This window comes from Pseudomonas sp. AA-38 (assembly GCF_029457475.1).
Taxonomy (GTDB): Bacteria; Pseudomonadota; Gammaproteobacteria; order Pseudomonadales; family Pseudomonadaceae; genus Aquipseudomonas.
In genome coordinates this window covers 469735-486667 of sequence record NZ_CP120359.1, presented here as the reverse complement: position 1 = coordinate 486667, position 16933 = coordinate 469735, and the positions used below count along the sequence as shown (strand labels likewise).

Sequence of the window (16933 nt, the reverse complement as noted above, 5' to 3'; positions counted from 1 at the left end):
ATGGCGAAGAAGAAACCCGCACCCAAGCGCGGCGCGAGCCGCTACCAGGCACCCGCCAAGAAGCCGGTACCTGGCTGGATCTGGCTGGCCTGCGGCCTGGTGGTCGGCGGCTTCTTCATGTTCCTGTTCAGCCTCGAACCGGGGCGTGACGAAGTGCGCCGCGACAAGGGCGAGCAGACTGCCAAGAGCAACAAGCCCGAGCCCAGGCCGCAGGCGAGCGAACCTGCCAGGCCCAAGTACGACTTCTATACCCTGTTGCCGGAATCCGAGGTGATCCTGCCGCAGGCGCTGGAGGAGACCCCACCGCCCACGCCGACACCAGAGCAAAAGCCGGTAACCCCGGAAGAAGCGGCGAAGATCGACACCGCCCGCGCCGAAGCCGCGCTCAAGGGCGAAGTACCGCCACCGCCGCCGCAGGTGATCGCCAGCGCCCCCGTCACCACCCAGTTCTTCCTCCAGGCTGGCTCCTTCCGCCGTCGCGAGGACGCCGACGCCCTGCGCGCGCAGATCATCCTCCTCGGGCAGAACGTCAAGGTGGAAACCGGCAAGGTACGCGAGGAAACCTGGCATCGCGTACTGGTCGGCCCCTACGCCACCCGCGAACAACTGGCCGGTGCGCAGAAATCTCTCGCCGCCAGCGGTTTCAGCAACCTGCTGTTACAACAACGCCAAGTCCGTTGAAGCGGCTGCAAGCTGCAAAAGGATGGATCGGTACGCTGATCGCCCAACAGGCCGTTGAAAAACGTAGGCGACGACTGCATGGATGCAGGAGATAGAGCGAAGCAGGAAGCCCGAGCCGAGGCAGGCTGGCCGAGGCGAAAACAGCCGAAAAAAGCACTGGGCCCGCACTCGGGGTTACGTGCTGTAAATGAGCATTTGATTCGCTTCGCTCACCCCTGCGGGGCCGCGCTAAAGCGCGTTCAATCTTCGATTGTGAGGCTGTTTTTAACAACGGCCAGACAACGCAGGTAGTTTTTCAACAGCCTGTTAAGCCCGTCGCTGGTTGAAAAGCCGCGACTAGCACCCCATCTGATTCTTCATCCGGGCAATTGGCCCCGCAGCGTGGAGATTCACCCTTGACCACCATCGTTTCAGTACGCCGCCACGGCAAGGTCGTGATGGCTGGCGACGGCCAGGTATCCCTGGGCAACACCGTGATGAAAGGCAACGCCAAGAAGGTGCGTCGCCTCTACCACGGTCAGGTGCTGGCCGGCTTCGCCGGAGCCACCGCCGATGCCTTCACCCTGTTCGAGCGTTTCGAGGGCCAGTTGGAAAAGCACCAGGGTCACCTGGTACGCGCCGCCGTCGAACTGGCCAAGGACTGGCGTACCGACCGCAGCCTGAGCCGCCTGGAAGCCATGCTGGCGGTGGCCAACAAGGACGCCTCCCTGATCATCACCGGCAACGGCGACGTGGTCGAGCCCGAGGAAGGTCTGATCGCCATGGGTTCCGGCGGCAACTTCGCCCAGGCCGCCGCGCGCGCCCTGCTGATGAAGACCGATCTGTCCGCCCGCGAGGTGGCCGAGACTGCGCTAGGTATCGCCGGCGACATCTGTGTCTTCACCAATCATCACCAGACCATCGAGGAACTGGACGCGCCCGAGTGAGGCCCAAGCGTCCAATTCTTTCATAGATTCGATAGCGAGCCCGATTCCATGTCCATGACGCCCCGCGAGATCGTCCACGAACTCAACCGCCACATCATCGGCCAGGACGACGCCAAGCGCGCCGTGGCCATTGCCCTGCGCAACCGCTGGCGGCGCATGCAACTGCCGGCCGACCTGCGCCAGGAGGTCACGCCGAAGAACATCCTGATGATCGGCCCCACTGGCGTGGGCAAGACCGAAATCGCCCGGCGCCTGGCCAAGCTGGCAGGGGCACCCTTCATCAAGGTCGAGGCGACCAAGTTCACCGAGGTCGGCTATGTCGGCCGCGATGTCGAATCGATCATCCGCGACCTGGCCGATGCCGCCGTGAAGATGCTGCGCGAGCAGGAAATCACCAAGGTGCGCCACCGCGCCGAGGACGCCGCCGAGGAACGCATCCTCGACGCTTTGCTGCCGCCCGCGCGCCAGGGTTTCGGTGACGAGCCGGCGCGCAACGAGGATTCCAATACCCGTCAGCTATTCCGCAAGCGCCTGCGCGAAGGCCAGCTCGACGACAAGGAAATCGACATCGAGGTGGCCGAGTCCCCCATGGGCGTGGAGATCATGACCCCACCGGGCATGGAGGAAATGACCAGCCAGTTGCAGAACCTCTTCTCCGGCCTCGGCAAGGGCAAGAAGAAGAACCGCAAGCTCAAGGTCGCCGACGCCCTCAAGCTGGTACGTGACGAAGAAGCCGCGCGCCTGGTCAACGAGGAAGAACTCAAGGCCCGCGCCCTAGAAGCCGTCGAACAACACGGCATCGTCTTCATCGACGAGATCGACAAGGTGGCCAAGCGCGCCAATGCCGGCGGTGCCGACGTCTCCCGTGAAGGCGTACAGCGCGACCTGCTGCCGCTGATCGAGGGCTGCACGGTCAACACCAAGCTGGGCATGGTCAAGACTGACCATATCCTGTTCATCGCCAGTGGCGCGTTTCACCTGAGCAAGCCGAGTGATCTGGTGCCGGAACTGCAAGGCCGCCTGCCGATCCGCGTCGAGCTCAAGGCGCTGAGCCCGCAGGATTTCGAGCGCATCCTCAGCGAACCGCACGCCTCGCTCACCGAGCAGTACAGCGCGCTGCTGAAGACCGAGGGGCTGGACATCGAGTTCGCCGAGGACGGCATCAAGCGCTTGGCCGAGATCGCCTGGCAGGTCAACGAAAAGACCGAGAACATCGGCGCGCGGCGCCTGCACACCCTGCTCGAACGCCTGCTCGAAGAGGTATCCTTCACCGCCTCCGACCTGGCCGCGCAGCACGATGGTCAAGCCATTCGCATCGACGCCGCCTACGTCAACGGCCATCTCGGCGAGCTGGCGCAGGACGAAGACCTGTCGCGTTATATCCTCTGAAAACAGCCGCAAGCTGCAAGCTACAAGCCGCAAGCCCATCCGCTTGAACTTGTAGCTTGAGGCTTGCAGCTTGGAGCTGCCCCATGCCCATCCCCAGCGCAATCAAACTGCACAAGGCATCGAAGACCCTGGAGCTGCGTTACGGCGAGCAGAGCTATTCGCTCAGCGCCGAGTTCCTCCGCGTGCACTCCCCCTCGGCCGAGGTGCAGGGGCATGGCAAGCCGATCCTGCAGACCGGCAAGCTCAAGGTCGGCCTCGAGCGTATCGAGCCGGCCGGCAACTATGCACTGAAACTGTGCTTCGACGATGGCCATGACAGCGGCCTGTTCACCTGGGACTACCTCTACGAGCTGGCCACCCGCCAGGATCAGCTCTGGGCCGACTACCTGGCGCAACTGGCCGCCACCGGCCAGTCGCGCGACCCTGACGAATCCGTCGTCCGCCTGATGCTTTGAACGCCCACCGCAAAGCCCCGCCACAGAGCCTTCGCGCCCGCAGGCGACGAACTGATCGTGCGAGTTAGGGCGCATTTTCTAATCCATCGCGGCACACTTCCGCTCCATTGACCGGCTTGCCTAACGGCACAAACTCGGGTAACCAAGGAACTGGCAGGTTCCCTGCATTTGGCCCAACCAGATGCAACGAATGACGCGGACTCGATCCGCCCCCGGCAACCCGAGCAGTACCTGGCCATTGCTTCGCCGAGCGCACGGCCAGTACGCGCCTCAGGACATTGGAGCGTCGTAGATGAGTGAGAAGAACAACGAAGACCTGAAGCGCCAGGCTTCGGAAAACACACTGGGACTCAACCCGGTGATCGGTATTCGCGGTAAGGATCTTCTGACCTCTGCCCGCATGGTACTCGCCCAAGCACTCAAGCAACCCTTCCACAGCGTCAAGCATGTCGCCCATTTCGGCCTCGAACTGAAGAACGTGCTGCTCGGCCAGTCCGAACTCACACCCGAGGAAGGCGACCGCCGTTTCAGTGATCCGGCCTGGAGCCAGAACCCCCTGTACCGCCGCTACCTGCAGACCTACCTGGCCTGGCGCAAGGAGCTGCACGACTGGATCGAGCACAGCTCGCTGTCGGAGCAGGACGCCAGCCGCGGCCACTTCGTCATCAACCTGATGACCGAAGCCATGGCGCCCTCCAACAGCATGGCCAACCCGGCGGCGGTCAAGCGCTTCTTCGAGACCGGCGGCAAGAGCCTACTCGACGGCCTCTCGCACCTGGCCAAGGATCTGGTGCACAACGGCGGCATGCCCAGCCAGGTGAACATGGCGGCCTTCGAGGTCGGCAAGAACCTGGCCACCACCGACGGCGCAGTGGTGTTTCGCAACGACGTGCTGGAACTGATCCAGTACCAGCCAATCACCGAGAGCGTGCATGAACGCCCGTTGCTGGTGGTACCACCGCAGATCAACAAGTTCTATGTCTTCGACCTGTCGCCGGAGAAGAGCCTGGCGCGCTTTCTCCTGCGCAGCCAGGTGCAGACCTTCATCGTCAGTTGGCGCAACCCGACCAAGGCGCAGCGCGAATGGGGCCTGTCCACCTACATCGAGGCCCTCAAGGAGGTCATCGACGTGGTCTGCGCCATCACCGGCAGCAAGGACGTCAACATGCTCGGTGCCTGCTCCGGTGGCCTGACCACCGCCTCCCTGCTCGGCCATTACGCCGCCCTCGGCGAGCAGAAGGTCAATGCTCTGACCCTGCTGGTCAGCGTGCTCGACACCCAACTCGACACTCAGGTCGCGCTGTTCGCCGACGAGAAGACCCTGGAAGTCGCCAAGCGCCGCTCCTATCAAAGCGGCGTGCTGGAAGGCAGCGACATGGCCAAGGTGTTCGCCTGGATGCGCCCCAACGACCTGATCTGGAACTACTGGGTCAACAACTACCTGCTCGGCAACGAACCGCCGGTGTTCGATATCCTCTACTGGAACAACGACACCACGCGCCTGCCCGCCGCCCTGCACGGCGAATTCATCGAGATGTTCCAGACCAACCCGTTGACCCGCAGCGGCGCCCTGGAGGTCTGCGGCACGCCCATCGACCTCAAGCAGGTCACCTGCGATTTCTTCTGCGTAGCCGGCACCAGCGACCACATCACGCCGTGGAAGTCCTGCTACAAGTCGGCACTGCTGTTCGGTGGCAAGTGCGAGTTCGTCCTGTCCAACAGCGGCCATATCCAGAGCATCCTCAACCCGCCCGGCAACCCCAAGGCGCGCTACCTGACCAACAGTGAAATGCCTTACGACCCGGCAGCCTGGCAGGAGAACGCGACCAAGAATGCCGACTCCTGGTGGCTGCATTGGCAGAAGTGGCTGGCCGAGCGCTCGGGCAAGATCAAGGGCAGCCCCACCAGCCTGGGCAACAAGAAATACCCGGCCGGCGAAGCCTCGCCGGGTACCTACGTGCACGAGCGCTGATCGCTCGCGCCCGGTGCAACCTTGCACGCAGCACAGGGGAGTGCTGCACGCCACGACGGCCTGGCCGGGCGCGGCGAACCAGGCCTGGCCTGGTCATTCTGGAAGCGGCCAGGACGGTCGGCTCCAGCGCTCAACTCGATAGGGGCTGCGCCCATGCCGCAACCATTCGTCTTCCGCACCATCGACCTCGATGGGCAGACCATCCGCACCGCGGTACGCCCCGGTAACGGGCAACTGGTGCCGCTGCTGATCTTCAACGGCATCGGCGCCAACCTGGAGCTGGTCATGCCCTTCGTCCGGGCACTCGACCCGGACATGGAAGTGATTGCCTTCGATGTGCCCGGTGTCGGTGGCTCCTCTACGCCGGCCACACCCTATCGCTTCCCGGGGCTGGCCAAGCTGGCGGCGCGCATGCTCGATTACCTCGACTATGGCCAGGTCAACGCCATCGGCGTGTCCTGGGGCGGAGCCCTGGCACAGCAGTTCGCTCACGACTACCCGGAGCGTTGCAAGAAGCTGATCCTCGCGGCCACTTCGGCCGGCGCGGTGATGGTGCCGGGCAAACCCAAGGTGCTCTGGCGCATGGCCAGTCCACGGCGCTACGTACAGCCCTCTTACGGTGTGCGCATCGCCCCGGACATCTACGGCGGTGCCTTCCGTCGTGACCCCAAGCTGGCCATGGCGCATGCCAGCAAGGTGCGCTCGGGCGGCAAGATGGGCTACTACTGGCAACTGTTCGCCGGCCTCGGCTGGACCAGCATCCACTGGCTGCACAAGATTCGCCAACCCACCCTGGTGATGGCCGGCGACGACGACCCCTTGATCCCGCTGATCAACATGCGCCTGCTGGCCTGGCGCATCCCCAACGCCGAGCTGCACATCATTGACGACGGCCACCTGTTCCTGGTGACGCGCGCCGAAGCCGTGGCACCGATCATCATGAAATTCCTCGAGGAGGAACGGCATCGCGCGGTGATGCACCCGCAGCCAACGCCCATCCGCCATTGAGCGCTGGGCGCAGCGGGATGACTTGACCGCACCACGGGAGTGCGCGATGGTCTGACAGCTCGACGCAAAGGCCGCCAGCGGCCTTTTGCATTTTCGACGCGGCCGTCTGGAATGCACTTCCTGCGCGTCTGGTACAAGGCTTGCTGGGCAAGCTGGTGAGCGTTCGGCGCCCCCGGCACCCTGAAGGTCTCTAGACGGTTTGACGACGGAGTGTTGCCCCATGCGAGACAAAAACAATACTGGTGGTCTGCCCGCCCCCGCCAGTTTCATCAACGCCCAGAGTGCAGTGGTCGGCATCCGCGGCCGCGACCTGCTCTCCACCGTGCGCCTGCTGGCCGGCCACAGCCTGCGCAACCCGTTGCACAACGCCCGCCACCTACTGGCCTTCGGCAGTCAACTGGGTCGTGTTCTACTCGGCGATACCCTGCACAAGCCCAATCCGCACGATGCCCGTTTCGCCGACCCCACCTGGCACCTCAACCCCTTCTACAAGCGCGGCCTACAGGCCTACCTGGCCTGGCAGAAGCAGCTCAATGCCTGGATCGAGGAGAGCGACCTACCCGCCGATGACCGCGCCCGTGCGCGCTTTCTCGCCGCTCTGCTCAGCGACGCCCTGTCACCGTCCAATAGCCTGCTCAACCCGCTGGCACTCAAGGAGTTGTTCAACACTGGCGGTAGCAGCCTGTTCAGCGGCCTGCGCCACCTGGTCGAGGATCTGCTGCACAACGACGGCCTGCCCAGCCAGGTCAGCAAGCATGCCTTCGAGGTGGGCCGCAACCTGGCCGCCACGCCGGGCGCCGTGGTATTTCGCAACGAACTGCTGGAGCTGATCCAGTACAAGCCGATGAGCGAGAAGCAGTACCTGCGCCCGCTGCTGATCGTGCCGCCACAGATCAACAAGTACTACATATTCGACCTTTCCAGCGACAAGAGCTTCGTCCAGTACGCCCTGAAGAACGGCCTGCAAACCTTCATGATCAGTTGGCGCAACCCCGACCCGCGCCACCGCGAGTGGGGGCTGTCGAGTTACGTGCAGGCCGTCGAGGAGGCCATCGACGCCTGCCGCGCCATCACCGGCAGCAAGGACGTCAACCTGCTCGGCGCCTGTGCCGGCGGCCTGACCATCGCCGCCCTGCAAGGGCATCTGCAGGCACGCCGGCAACTGCGCAAGGTCAGCAGCGCCACCTACATGGTCAGCCTGATGGACAGCCAGATCGACAGCCCGGCCATGCTCTTCGCTGACGAGGAAACCCTGGAATCGGCCAAGCGCCGCTCCTACCAGAACGGCGTGCTAGACGGCCGCGACATGGCCCGCGTGTTCGCCTGGATGCGCCCCAACGACCTGATCTGGAACTACTGGATCAACAACTACCTGCTCGGCAAGCAGCCGCCGGCCTTCGACATCCTCTACTGGAACAACGACAGCACCCGCCTGCCGGCGGCCCTGCACGGCGACCTGATCGACTTCTTCAAGCACAACCCGCTGACCCGCGCCGGTGCCCTGGAGGTGTGCGGCACGCCGGTAGATCTGAGCAAGGTCAACCTCGACAGCTTCAGCGTGGCCGGCATCAACGATCACATCACGCCCTGGGACGCCGTGTACCGCTCCACCCTGCTACTGGGTGGCAATCGCCGCTTCATCCTCTCCAACAGCGGCCATATCCAGAGCATTCTCAACCCGCCGGGCAATCCCAAGGCCAATTACTACGAAAACCCCAAGCTCAGTTCGGATCCGCGTGCCTGGCTCCATGAGGCCCTGCACCAGCAAGGCAGTTGGTGGCCGCAGTGGCTGGAATGGATCCAGGCGCGCTCCGGCGAACAGCGCGATACCCTGCTGATACTGGGCGGCGCCAAGCACCCCCCCATGGAAGCGGCCCCTGGCAACTACGTGCATATCCGCTGAAACTCAGGGTCGGCCTCAGGCCGACCAGGCTAGCGTCAGCCCCCAGACGTACAGAACAAGAAGAGACGGATGAAAACCCGCGAGCGCATCCTGCACACCGCCCTGCAGTTGTTCAACGAGCAGGGCGAGCCCAATGTCTCCACGCTGGAAATCGCCAACGAACTGGAGATCAGCCCCGGTAACCTCTACTACCACTTCCATGGCAAGGAGCCGCTGGTGCTGGAGCTGTTCGAGCGCTTCCAAGCCGAGATGGCGCCGCTGCTCGACCCGCCGGCCGATGCCCGCCTGGATGTGGAGGAGTACTGGCTGTTCCTGCACCTGATCGTCGAGCGCCTGGCGCAGTACCGCTTTCTTTTCCAGGATCTGTCCAACCTGGCCGGGCGCCTGCCAAAACTGGCGCGCGGCATTCGTCACTGGTTGAACGCCCTCAAGCGTACCCTGGCGGCGCTGCTGGCGCGGTTGATGGCCGAAGGGCAATTAGCCAGCGACACCCGCGCCCTCGGGCAACTGGTGGAGCAGATCACCCTGACCCTGCTGTTCTCGCTGGATTACCAACGCATTCTCGGCCAGGAAGGTGAAGTGCGCCTGGTGGTCTACCAGATCATGATGCTGGTCGCCCCCCACCTCATGCAGCCTGCACGCGGCACCGTCGAGCAACTGGCACAGCGTTATCTGGAAGCCTGAGACGCCTTGCCGGCTGGTGCGCATGGCGCACCCTGCAAATAGAAACGCAAACGCCCGGCACTAGGCCGGGCGTTTCAGTCCCGAGAAACTCAGGACGGCGTGGCTGGAGTGGCTGGAGTGGCCGGAGAAGCAGCCGGAGCCGGTGCTGCTGCCGGGGTAGCAGCAGCCGGGGCTGCCGGTTTCGGCGCGGCAGCCTTGGGCGCGGCAGGTTTTTTCGCTGCTGGCTTCTTCGCAGCCGGTTTGGCCGCAGGCTTGGCTGCTGTGGTCGCCGGCTTGGCGGCAGCGGCTGGCTTGGCAGCGGGTTTCGCTGCGGCCTTGGCGGCCGGCTTCGCAGCAGGCTTGGCCGCAGCCGCTTTGGCCGGAGCCTTGGCCGCGGGTTTGGCGGCGGCGGTCTTGGCCGGTGCCTTCGCCGCAGGCTTGGCTGCCGCCTTCGGAGCAGCCTTGGCAGTGGTTTTCGGGGCCGCTTTGGCAGCCGGTTTGGCGGCAGCTTTCGGCGCAGGCTTGGCCACCGACTTGGCGGAAACGCCGGTCAGCTTCTCCAGTTGCTTGGTCAGGCTGTCGACCTTGTCATTGAGCGCCTTCACTTCGTTACGGCTGGGCACGCCCAAACGCGAGATGGCATTGTTCAGACGCTTGTCGAACGCCTCTTCCAGCTCGCTCCACTTGCCGAAGGCCTTGCCCTTGACCTCGTCGACCTTGGATCTGGCAGTGTCGACACGGGAGCCGACGCTGGTTTTCACCGCATCCACCTGCTTATCGACTTCGGTCTTGGCCTGTTTCTCGGCCTTCTCGCCGTCCTTGACTAGCGTATCGAACAGCTTGGTGCCGTCCTTGCTGATCTTGGAATAGGCGCCCAGGCCTGCCAACCAGATCTGGCGCGAGTATTTCTCGACCTCGCCGATCCAGGAGCTGGTCTGCTTTTCGGTTTTCTTCTTAACAGCCATCCTGATCTCCTTACTTGGTACGCGCGACGTGTTCGAGCAACGCACTCAGCTCGTCCAACTTAGCAGAGAGCAGCTCGACATCCTGCTTGGAGGGAATGCCGATGCGATTGAGCGCAGCAGCCACCCGAGTATCGAAAGCCTTCTCGATCTTGTCGAGCTGAACTTCGACCTTACCCTTGACGCTGGTCACGTTACTGTTGACCGACTGCTTGACCGACTCGATCTGGCTGTTGGCCGCTTCGACCTGATCGTCAACCAGTTTCTTGCCCTTGGTCTCGACGCTTTCGCCGGCCTTCACCAGCTCCTTGAAGTACTCGGCGCCTTCACTACCCGCCTTGGCGTAGGCCCCCAGGCCCGCGAGGTAGATCTTGCGGGCATAGCCCTTCACGTCGTCGAACAGACCCGGCTTGTCTTCGACCACGGCTTGGGTTTTTTTCTTCACGGCAACTTTCGACATGGTGCACCTCACGCGCTGTGACAGTTAGCGGAAACGCCCACGGAGTGCAGGCTTGAGCACAGCCTATGAAGAAAAATTAGAAATCGCATACTAAGAGCAACGGCAAGCTTCAAGCCGCAAGTTTCAAGTTAAAAGCCAAAATAGCTGCAAGCCGCCCGAAGCCTATCAACAACTCCGTATCGCTTTTGCTCTTACTTGAAACTTGTGGCTTGCAGCTTGTAGCTGCTGCTAAGCCAGTGATTTGTCCAATGCCTGTTCGATCTCGCGCTGGATCATCCCGCCCATGGCCGACAGCAACAGGCCGAGCTTGACCTCGACACGCACGCTGTCTTCGCCCACCTCGATCTGGCCATCGGCGCCACTGCGTTTGAACTCCAGGGTGTCGCCATTCCAGCGGTAGCGCACGTCGTACTCGCTGGCCAGGCGCTCGGCCAGGCGCTCGGCCTTTTCGCGGGCGGCCTCGCGACCGAGGGTATGGGATCGTTCGACACGAATGCGGGACATGACAACTCCTTGAAACAGGCAGGCGCCGCAACGCTGCGGCATGAAGTCACAGCACTCTACCAGCCCGCCAACCCACCTGGCACCCAGGCAAGACAAAGGCGGCAGGCGGCTTTAGAATGGGACGGTTTTCTACCCGGTGAGAGCGACATGAGCGATCCACGCAAGGCCCAGGAGCATGAACCCACCACCCACTTCGGCTTCCAGGACGTGCCGGAAAGCCAGAAGGCGGAGAAGGTGGCCGAAGTCTTCCACTCGGTGGCGGCCAAGTACGACCTGATGAACGACGTGCTCTCCGGCGGCCTGCATCGCCTGTGGAAGCGCTTCACCATCGAACTCTCCGGTGTGCGTCCAGGCAATCGCGTGCTGGATATCGCCGGCGGCACGGGCGACCTGACCCGCAAGTTCTCCAGCATCGTCGGCCCGACCGGGCAAGTGGTGCTGGCCGATATCAACGACTCCATGCTCAAGGTTGGTCGTGATCGCCTGCTGGACAAGGGTGTGGCCGGCAACGTGCAGTTCGTCCAGGCCGATGCCGAGAAGCTGCCGTTCCCCGACAACCACTTCGATGTGGTCACCATCGCCTTCGGCCTGCGCAATGTCACCCACAAGGAAGACGCCCTGCGCTCCATGCTGCGCGTGCTCAAGCCCGGCGGCCGCCTGCTGGTGCTGGAGTTCTCCAAGCCCGGCAACCCGCTGCTGGCCAAGGTCTATGACACCTACTCGTTCAGCTTCATGCCGCTGGCTGGCAAGTTGATCACCAACGATGCCGACAGCTACCGCTACCTCGCCGAGTCGATCCGCATGCATCCGGATCAGGAAACCCTCAAGGCGATGATGGTCGACGCCGGCTTCGAGCGCGTCACCTACCACAACATGACCGGCGGCATCGTCGCCCTGCACCGCGGCATCAAACCCTGATGCTGATGACGGGCTTGCTGGCCGGCGTCGAAATGGGGCTAAACCGCGTCCTGCGCCTCGACGGCACGGCGTTGCCACGCCTGCACGCACTGGCCGGCAAGGTCATCGCCGTGCAGTGCCAGAGCCCGACACTGGAGCTGTTCATCCTGCCCAGCGGCGAAGGTCTGCAACTGGCATCCCAGTGGCACGCACCCGCCGACTGCACGCTCACGGCGCCAGCCGCCAGCCTGGCTCGCCTGGCCCTCAGCCGCGACAAGACCGCCGTGCTGCACGCCCCCGAAGTCTCGCTCGATGGCGACAGTGGCGTGCTCATGCAACTGGCTGGCATCCTTCAGGATCTGGAACTGGACTGGGAATACGAAGTCTCGCGCTGGCTCGGCCCGCTGGCCACCACCCTGCTCGCCGGCCACCTGCGCAGCCGCGTGAACCTGGCCACGAACGGCGCCGCCAGCCTCAAGCAGGATCTGGCCGACTACCTGGCCGAAGAATCGCGCACCCTGGTCGGCCAGCGTGAGGCCGATGTGCGCTTCGCCGAGCTGGATCAACTCAAACTCGCCCTCGACCGCCTGGAAGCACGCATCGAGCGCCTCACTTCTGCCCATAAGCCCGACGCATGAAGCTGCTCGCCGTTCGCCGCCTGCTCCGTATCCAACGTGTAGTCATCCGCTACCAACTGGATGAATTGCTCCTCGAACTGCCGTTGCCGGTGTGGCTCCGCGCGCTGTCCTGGCTGCTGCCCTGGCGCTGGCTGCCGCGCAAGCCACTCGCCCTCTCACGCGGTGCACGCCTGCGCCTGGCGCTGGAGGATCTGGGGCCGATCTTCATCAAGTTCGGCCAGTTGCTCTCTACCCGTCGTGACCTGCTGCCGCCGGATATCGCCGACGAGTTGGCGCATCTGCAGGATCGTGTGCCGCCCTTCCCCGAAGATCAGGCCATCGCCCTGATCGAGCGTCAGCTCGGCGCGCCGGTCAGCGAAGTCTTCGCCCGCTTCGACAGCCAGCCGCTGGCCTCGGCCTCGGTGGCCCAGGTGCACGCTGCACGGCTGAAAAGCGGCGAAGAAGTGGTGGTCAAGGTGGTACGTCCCGGCCTCAAGCCGGTGATCCGCCAGGATCTGGCCTGGCTGTTCCTGCTCGCCCGCATCGCTGAGAAGGTGTCGGCCGACGCCCGCCGCTTGCGCCCGGTGGAAGTGGTCAGCGACTACGAGAAGACCATCTACGACGAACTCGACCTGCTGCGCGAGGCGGCCAACGCCAGCCAGTTGCGGCGCAACTTCGAGGGCTCGCCCCTGCTCTACGTGCCTCAGGTGTACTGGGATCTGTGCCGCCACCAGGTGCTGGTGATGGAGCGCATCTACGGCATCCCGGTCACCGACCTGGCCACCCTGGCCGACCAGCGCACCGACATGAAGCTGCTGGCCGAGCGCGGCGTGGAGATCTTCTTCACCCAGGTGTTCCGCGACAGCTTCTTCCATGCCGACATGCACCCCGGCAACATCTTCGTCAGCACCCGCACGCCCTGGAGCCCGCAGTACATCGCCATCGACTGCGGCATCGTCGGCAGCCTCACCGACGAGGATCAGGACTACCTGGCGCGCAACCTGATCGCCTTCTTCAAGCGCGACTACCGCAAGGTGGCGCAACTGCATATCGACTCGGGCTGGGTGCCGGCGGAAACCAAGGTCAACGAGTTCGAGGCGGCGATTCGTACCGTGTGCGAGCCGATCTTCGAGAAGCCGTTGAAGGACATCTCCTTCGGCCAGTTGCTGCTGCGTCTGTTCCAGACCGCGCGACGCTTCAACATGGAAGTGCAGCCGCAACTCGTGCTGCTGCAGAAGACCCTGCTCAATATCGAAGGCCTCGGTCGCCAGCTCTACCCGGATCTCGACCTGTGGAGCACCGCGCAGCCCTTCCTCGAACGCTGGATGCGCGAGCGCGTCAGCCCCCTGCACCTGCTGCGCAACCTGCAGCAACAGGCCGAACAGGTGCCCCATCTGTCGCAGATCGCCCGCGATACCCTGGAGCGTCTGCAACAGCCCCCCACTGTCCAGGCGCCGGCGCAGAGCGCACAATGGCCACTGCGCCTGCTCGGCGCCGCGCTGATCGGTGCCGGCGCCGTGCAAGGCCTGGCGCCACTGCTGGCCGCCTGGCCTGCCTGGTTGATGCTCGGCGGCGGTCTCTATCTGGTACTGCGCCGATAGCCAGTAGGTCGTAGCACTGGCACACTTGGCGAATCGACAGCCCGGCAACGCCGGCAGAATTGGAACACCGATGAACGATTGGCTCGACGAAATCCACTGGAACGAAGACGGCCTGGTGCCGGCCATCGCCCAGGATCACCAGACCGGCCGCATCCTGATGATGGCCTGGATGAACCGTGAATCCCTCGCCCTCACCGTCAACGAACAGCGTGCCATCTACTGGTCACGTTCGCGTGGCAAGCTGTGGCGCAAGGGCGAGGAGTCCGGCCATGTGCAGAAACTGCACGAACTGCGCCTGGACTGCGACGCCGATGTCATCGTGCTGTTGGTCGAGCAACTGGGCGGCATCGCCTGCCACACCGGGCGCGAGAGCTGCTTCTACCGGGTATACGAGAACGGTGCCTGGAAGACCGTCGACGCCGTACTCAAAGACCCGCACGCCATCTATGCAGGACACAGCCATGAGTGACACCCTGAGCCGCCTGGCCGACGTGCTGGAGGCGCGCAAGGGCGCAGCCCCCGACAGCTCCTATGTCGCCAGCCTCTATCACAAGGGCCTGAACAAGATTCTGGAAAAGGTCGGCGAGGAGTCGGTGGAAACCATCCTCGCCGCCAAGGACGCCGCCACCAGCGGTGACTGCAAGGATCTGATCTACGAAACCGCCGACCTGTGGTTCCATAGCCTGGTCATGCTCGCCGCCCTCGGCCAGCACCCGCAGGCCGTGCTGGACGAACTGGATCGCCGTTTCGGCCTCTCCGGTCACGCGGAAAAAGCCGCGCGCCCGCAATCCGAATAACTTTCACAACGGAGAACTCATCATGGGTTTCGGCGGTATCAGCATCTGGCAACTCCTGATCATCCTGCTTATCGTGGTCATGCTGTTCGGCACCAAGCGCCTGAAGAATCTAGGCTCGGATCTGGGTGATGCGATCAAGGGCTTCCGCAAGTCGATGGACAACGCCGAGGCCGACAAGCCGGGTGTGGAAGACGCCAAGGGCCAGACCATCGACGCCCAGGCACGCAAGGTCGAAGAGCCAGCGAAGAAAGACTGAGCCATGTTCGACATCGGTTTCACCGAACTGCTGCTGGTCGGCCTGGTTGCTCTGGTGGTACTGGGCCCCGAGCGTTTACCAGGGGCCGTGCGCACGGCCGGCCTATGGGTGGGGCGAATCAAGCGCAGCTTCCACTCGATCAAGGCCGAAGTGGAACGGGAGATCGGCGCCGACGAGATTCGCCGTCAGTTGCACAACGAGCGGATTCTCGAACTGGAGCGGGAGATGCAGGCAATGAAACAGGGGTTGACCGGCTCGCTGGTCGACAAGCCTGATCAACAGGCCAGCCAGCCCCCTGCCGACACGCCTCAGCCGCCCCAGGACAAGACGCCCCAGCCATGAGCCGACATACGGACGCCGACCAGGAAATGCCCCTGGTCTCCCACCTGACCGAACTGCGCACGCGCCTGTTGCGCTGCGTGGTGATCATCCTGCTGATCTTCGCCGGCCTGTTCTACTTCGCCCAGGACATCTACGCCCTGGTGGCGGCGCCGCTACGCGCCTACCTGCCGGCAGGCGCGACGATGATCGCCACGGGCGTCGCCTCACCCTTCCTCACGCCCTTCAAACTGACGCTGATGTGCGCACTGTTCCTCGGCATGCCGGTAATCCTGCACCAGGCCTGGGGCTTCATCGCGCCGGGGCTGTACACCCATGAAAAGCGCATCGCCGTGCCGCTGCTGATCTCCAGCATTTTCCTGTTCTACGCCGGCATGGCCTTCGCCTATTTCGTGGTGTTCCCGATCATGTTCGGCTTCTTCGCCAGCGTGACCCCGGAAGGGGTGGCGATGATGACCGACATCGGTCAGTACCTGGATTTCGTCCTCACCCTATTCTTCGCCTTCGGCGTGGCCTTCGAGATTCCCATTGCCACCTTCCTGGTGATCTGGATCGGCCTGGTCGACGTGGCCACCCTGCGCAAGAGCCGTCCCTACGTGATCGTCGGCTGCTTCGTGGTCGGCATGCTGCTGACACCGCCGGACGTGTTCTCGCAGACGCTGCTGGCCGTACCCATGTGGTTGCTGTTCGAGAGCGGCCTGCTGGCTGGCGCGCTGGTCAAACGCAAGCGCGATGAGCAAGAGGCCGAGGAAGAAGCCAAGCCCGAAGACCAGCCACCCGCGCCGCTATCGTGAACCTGCTGCTGCTGGAAGACGCCGACTTCATCGGCGTCGATCGCGTGCGTCTCAGTGGCCGGCGCCTCAAGCATCTGCATGAGGTGCATCGGGCCGAGGCCGGCGACCGCCTGCGGGTCGGTCGCCTTGGTGGCCTGATGGGCGAAGGGCACTTGCTCAGCCTGGATGCCGACAGCGCCGAACTGGCGGTCGAACTGACCCAGGCGCCGCCGGCCAAGCTGCCGCTGACCCTGATCCTCGCCCTGCCCCGCCCGAAGATGCTCAAGCGCACCCTGCAGACCATCGCCAGCATGGGCGTGCCGCGCCTCGTACTGGTCAACAGTTACCGGGTGGAGAAAAGCTTCTGGCAGACGCCCTTCCTGCACCCCGAGGAAATCCGCGAGCAGTTGATCCTCGGCCTGGAGCAGGCGCGCGATACCGTTCTGCCCGAAGTGAGCATCGAGAAACGCTTCAAGCCCTTCGTCGAGGATCGCCTGCCGGCGCTGGCGGCGGGCACCCTCGGCCTGGTCGGCCACCCCGGCGACTACCCGGCCTGCCCGCGCGCGCTCGAGGAGCCCGTGACCCTGGCCATCGGCCCGGAAGGTGGCTGGATTCCCTATGAAGTCGAACTGCTGCGCGAAGCCGCAGGCCTGCAGCCGGTGCAACTCGGTGAACGCATTCTAAGAGTGGAAACCGCCGTGCCGGTGTTGCTGGCCAGGTTGTTCTAAAC

The 16933-nt window shown here is 63.8% G+C and carries 20 protein-coding genes; 17 read left to right on the top strand and 3 right to left on the bottom strand.

Going from position 1 to position 16933, the window contains the following annotated elements; all coding sequences use genetic code 11:
• The 8 genes from PVE35_RS02225 (at position 1) to PVE35_RS02190 (ending at position 9018) form a co-directional block, all read left to right on the top strand.
• The gene (locus PVE35_RS02225; protein ID WP_268180903.1) at positions 1-681 is read left to right on the top strand and encodes an SPOR domain-containing protein; all 681 of its coding nucleotides are present in this window, start codon (positions 1-3) and stop codon (positions 679-681) included.
• Positions 682-1076: 395 nt separating this feature from the next.
• Complete coding sequence (gene hslV, locus PVE35_RS02220; RefSeq protein WP_024306625.1) at positions 1077-1607, top strand: ATP-dependent protease subunit HslV; 531 nt, start codon at positions 1077-1079, stop codon at positions 1605-1607.
• Between the two features lie 48 nt (positions 1608-1655).
• Positions 1656-2996 (top strand): HslU--HslV peptidase ATPase subunit, encoded by a 1341-nt coding sequence (gene hslU, locus PVE35_RS02215; RefSeq protein WP_268180901.1) that lies wholly within the window; start codon positions 1656-1658, stop codon positions 2994-2996.
• Between the two features lie 83 nt (positions 2997-3079).
• Positions 3080-3451 carry a DUF971 domain-containing protein gene (locus PVE35_RS02210; RefSeq protein ID WP_277373630.1) on the top strand — a complete coding sequence of 124 codons (372 nt, stop codon included), beginning with the start codon at positions 3080-3082 and terminating at the stop codon, positions 3449-3451.
• A 292-nt stretch (positions 3452-3743) separates the two neighbouring features.
• Complete coding sequence (phaC, locus tag PVE35_RS02205) at positions 3744-5423, top strand: class II poly(R)-hydroxyalkanoic acid synthase (protein ID WP_277373629.1); 1680 nt, start codon at positions 3744-3746, stop codon at positions 5421-5423.
• Positions 5424-5576: 153 nt separating this feature from the next.
• Positions 5577-6431, top strand: coding sequence for a poly(3-hydroxyalkanoate) depolymerase (phaZ, locus tag PVE35_RS02200; RefSeq protein ID WP_268180896.1), 855 nt, complete (start codon positions 5577-5579; stop codon positions 6429-6431).
• 220 nt (positions 6432-6651) lie between these two features.
• Entirely contained in the window at positions 6652-8334 is a 1683-nt protein-coding gene (phaC, locus tag PVE35_RS02195) for a class II poly(R)-hydroxyalkanoic acid synthase (protein ID WP_277373628.1), read from the top strand.
• Positions 8335-8403: 69 nt separating this feature from the next.
• Positions 8404-9018, top strand: a complete 615-nt coding sequence (locus PVE35_RS02190) for a TetR/AcrR family transcriptional regulator (RefSeq protein ID WP_268180892.1) — start codon at positions 8404-8406, stop codon at positions 9016-9018.
• An 89-nt stretch (positions 9019-9107) separates the two neighbouring features.
• Here PVE35_RS02190 and PVE35_RS02185 read toward each other — a convergent pair whose 3' ends face one another.
• The 3 genes from PVE35_RS02185 to PVE35_RS02175 all read right to left on the bottom strand — a co-directional run bounded on the left by PVE35_RS02185 (position 9108) and on the right by PVE35_RS02175 (position 10923).
• Positions 9108-9962 carry a phasin family protein gene (locus PVE35_RS02185; RefSeq protein ID WP_277373627.1) on the bottom strand — a complete coding sequence of 285 codons (855 nt, stop codon included), beginning with the start codon at positions 9960-9962 and terminating at the stop codon, positions 9108-9110.
• A 10-nt stretch (positions 9963-9972) separates the two neighbouring features.
• Positions 9973-10419: a phasin family protein gene (locus PVE35_RS02180; protein WP_268180889.1), complete on the bottom strand. Its 447-nt coding sequence runs from the start codon at positions 10417-10419 to the stop codon at positions 9973-9975.
• Positions 10420-10647: 228 nt separating this feature from the next.
• Entirely contained in the window at positions 10648-10923 is a 276-nt protein-coding gene (locus PVE35_RS02175; RefSeq protein ID WP_268180888.1) for a polyhydroxyalkanoic acid system family protein, read from the bottom strand.
• 147 nt (positions 10924-11070) lie between these two features.
• Here PVE35_RS02175 and ubiE point away from each other — a divergent pair, with 147 nt between their 5' ends.
• The 9 genes from ubiE (at position 11071) to PVE35_RS02130 (ending at position 16931) form a co-directional block, all read left to right on the top strand.
• A complete protein-coding gene (gene ubiE, locus PVE35_RS02170) occupies positions 11071-11841 on the top strand; it encodes a bifunctional demethylmenaquinone methyltransferase/2-methoxy-6-polyprenyl-1,4-benzoquinol methylase UbiE (protein ID WP_268180887.1) in 771 nt (256 codons plus the stop codon).
• Positions 11841-12458, top strand: a complete 618-nt coding sequence (locus PVE35_RS02165) for an SCP2 sterol-binding domain-containing protein (RefSeq protein WP_277373626.1) — start codon at positions 11841-11843, stop codon at positions 12456-12458. Before ubiE ends, PVE35_RS02165 begins: the two co-directional genes overlap by 1 nt.
• Positions 12455-14038, top strand: a complete 1584-nt coding sequence (ubiB, locus tag PVE35_RS02160) for a ubiquinone biosynthesis regulatory protein kinase UbiB (RefSeq protein WP_277373625.1) — start codon at positions 12455-12457, stop codon at positions 14036-14038. Before PVE35_RS02165 ends, ubiB begins: the two co-directional genes overlap by 4 nt.
• A gap of 70 nt (positions 14039-14108) precedes the next feature.
• Complete coding sequence (hisI, locus tag PVE35_RS02155) at positions 14109-14507, top strand: phosphoribosyl-AMP cyclohydrolase (protein WP_268180881.1); 399 nt, start codon at positions 14109-14111, stop codon at positions 14505-14507.
• The gene (locus tag PVE35_RS02150) at positions 14500-14835 is read left to right on the top strand and encodes a phosphoribosyl-ATP diphosphatase (protein ID WP_268180880.1); all 336 of its coding nucleotides are present in this window, start codon (positions 14500-14502) and stop codon (positions 14833-14835) included. The genes hisI and PVE35_RS02150 overlap by 8 nt, the downstream gene beginning before the upstream one ends.
• A gap of 22 nt (positions 14836-14857) precedes the next feature.
• On the top strand, positions 14858-15091 hold the full coding sequence (gene tatA / locus PVE35_RS02145; protein ID WP_268180879.1) for a twin-arginine translocase TatA/TatE family subunit: 234 nt from the start codon (positions 14858-14860) through the stop codon (positions 15089-15091).
• A 3-nt stretch (positions 15092-15094) separates the two neighbouring features.
• Positions 15095-15433: a Sec-independent protein translocase protein TatB gene (gene tatB / locus PVE35_RS02140; RefSeq protein WP_277373624.1), complete on the top strand. Its 339-nt coding sequence runs from the start codon at positions 15095-15097 to the stop codon at positions 15431-15433.
• Positions 15430-16224 carry a twin-arginine translocase subunit TatC gene (tatC, locus tag PVE35_RS02135; protein ID WP_268180877.1) on the top strand — a complete coding sequence of 265 codons (795 nt, stop codon included), beginning with the start codon at positions 15430-15432 and terminating at the stop codon, positions 16222-16224. Before tatB ends, tatC begins: the two co-directional genes overlap by 4 nt.
• A complete protein-coding gene (locus PVE35_RS02130; RefSeq protein WP_268180876.1) occupies positions 16221-16931 on the top strand; it encodes a 16S rRNA (uracil(1498)-N(3))-methyltransferase in 711 nt (236 codons plus the stop codon). The genes tatC and PVE35_RS02130 overlap by 4 nt, the downstream gene beginning before the upstream one ends.
• Positions 16932-16933: the final 2 nt, after the last annotated feature.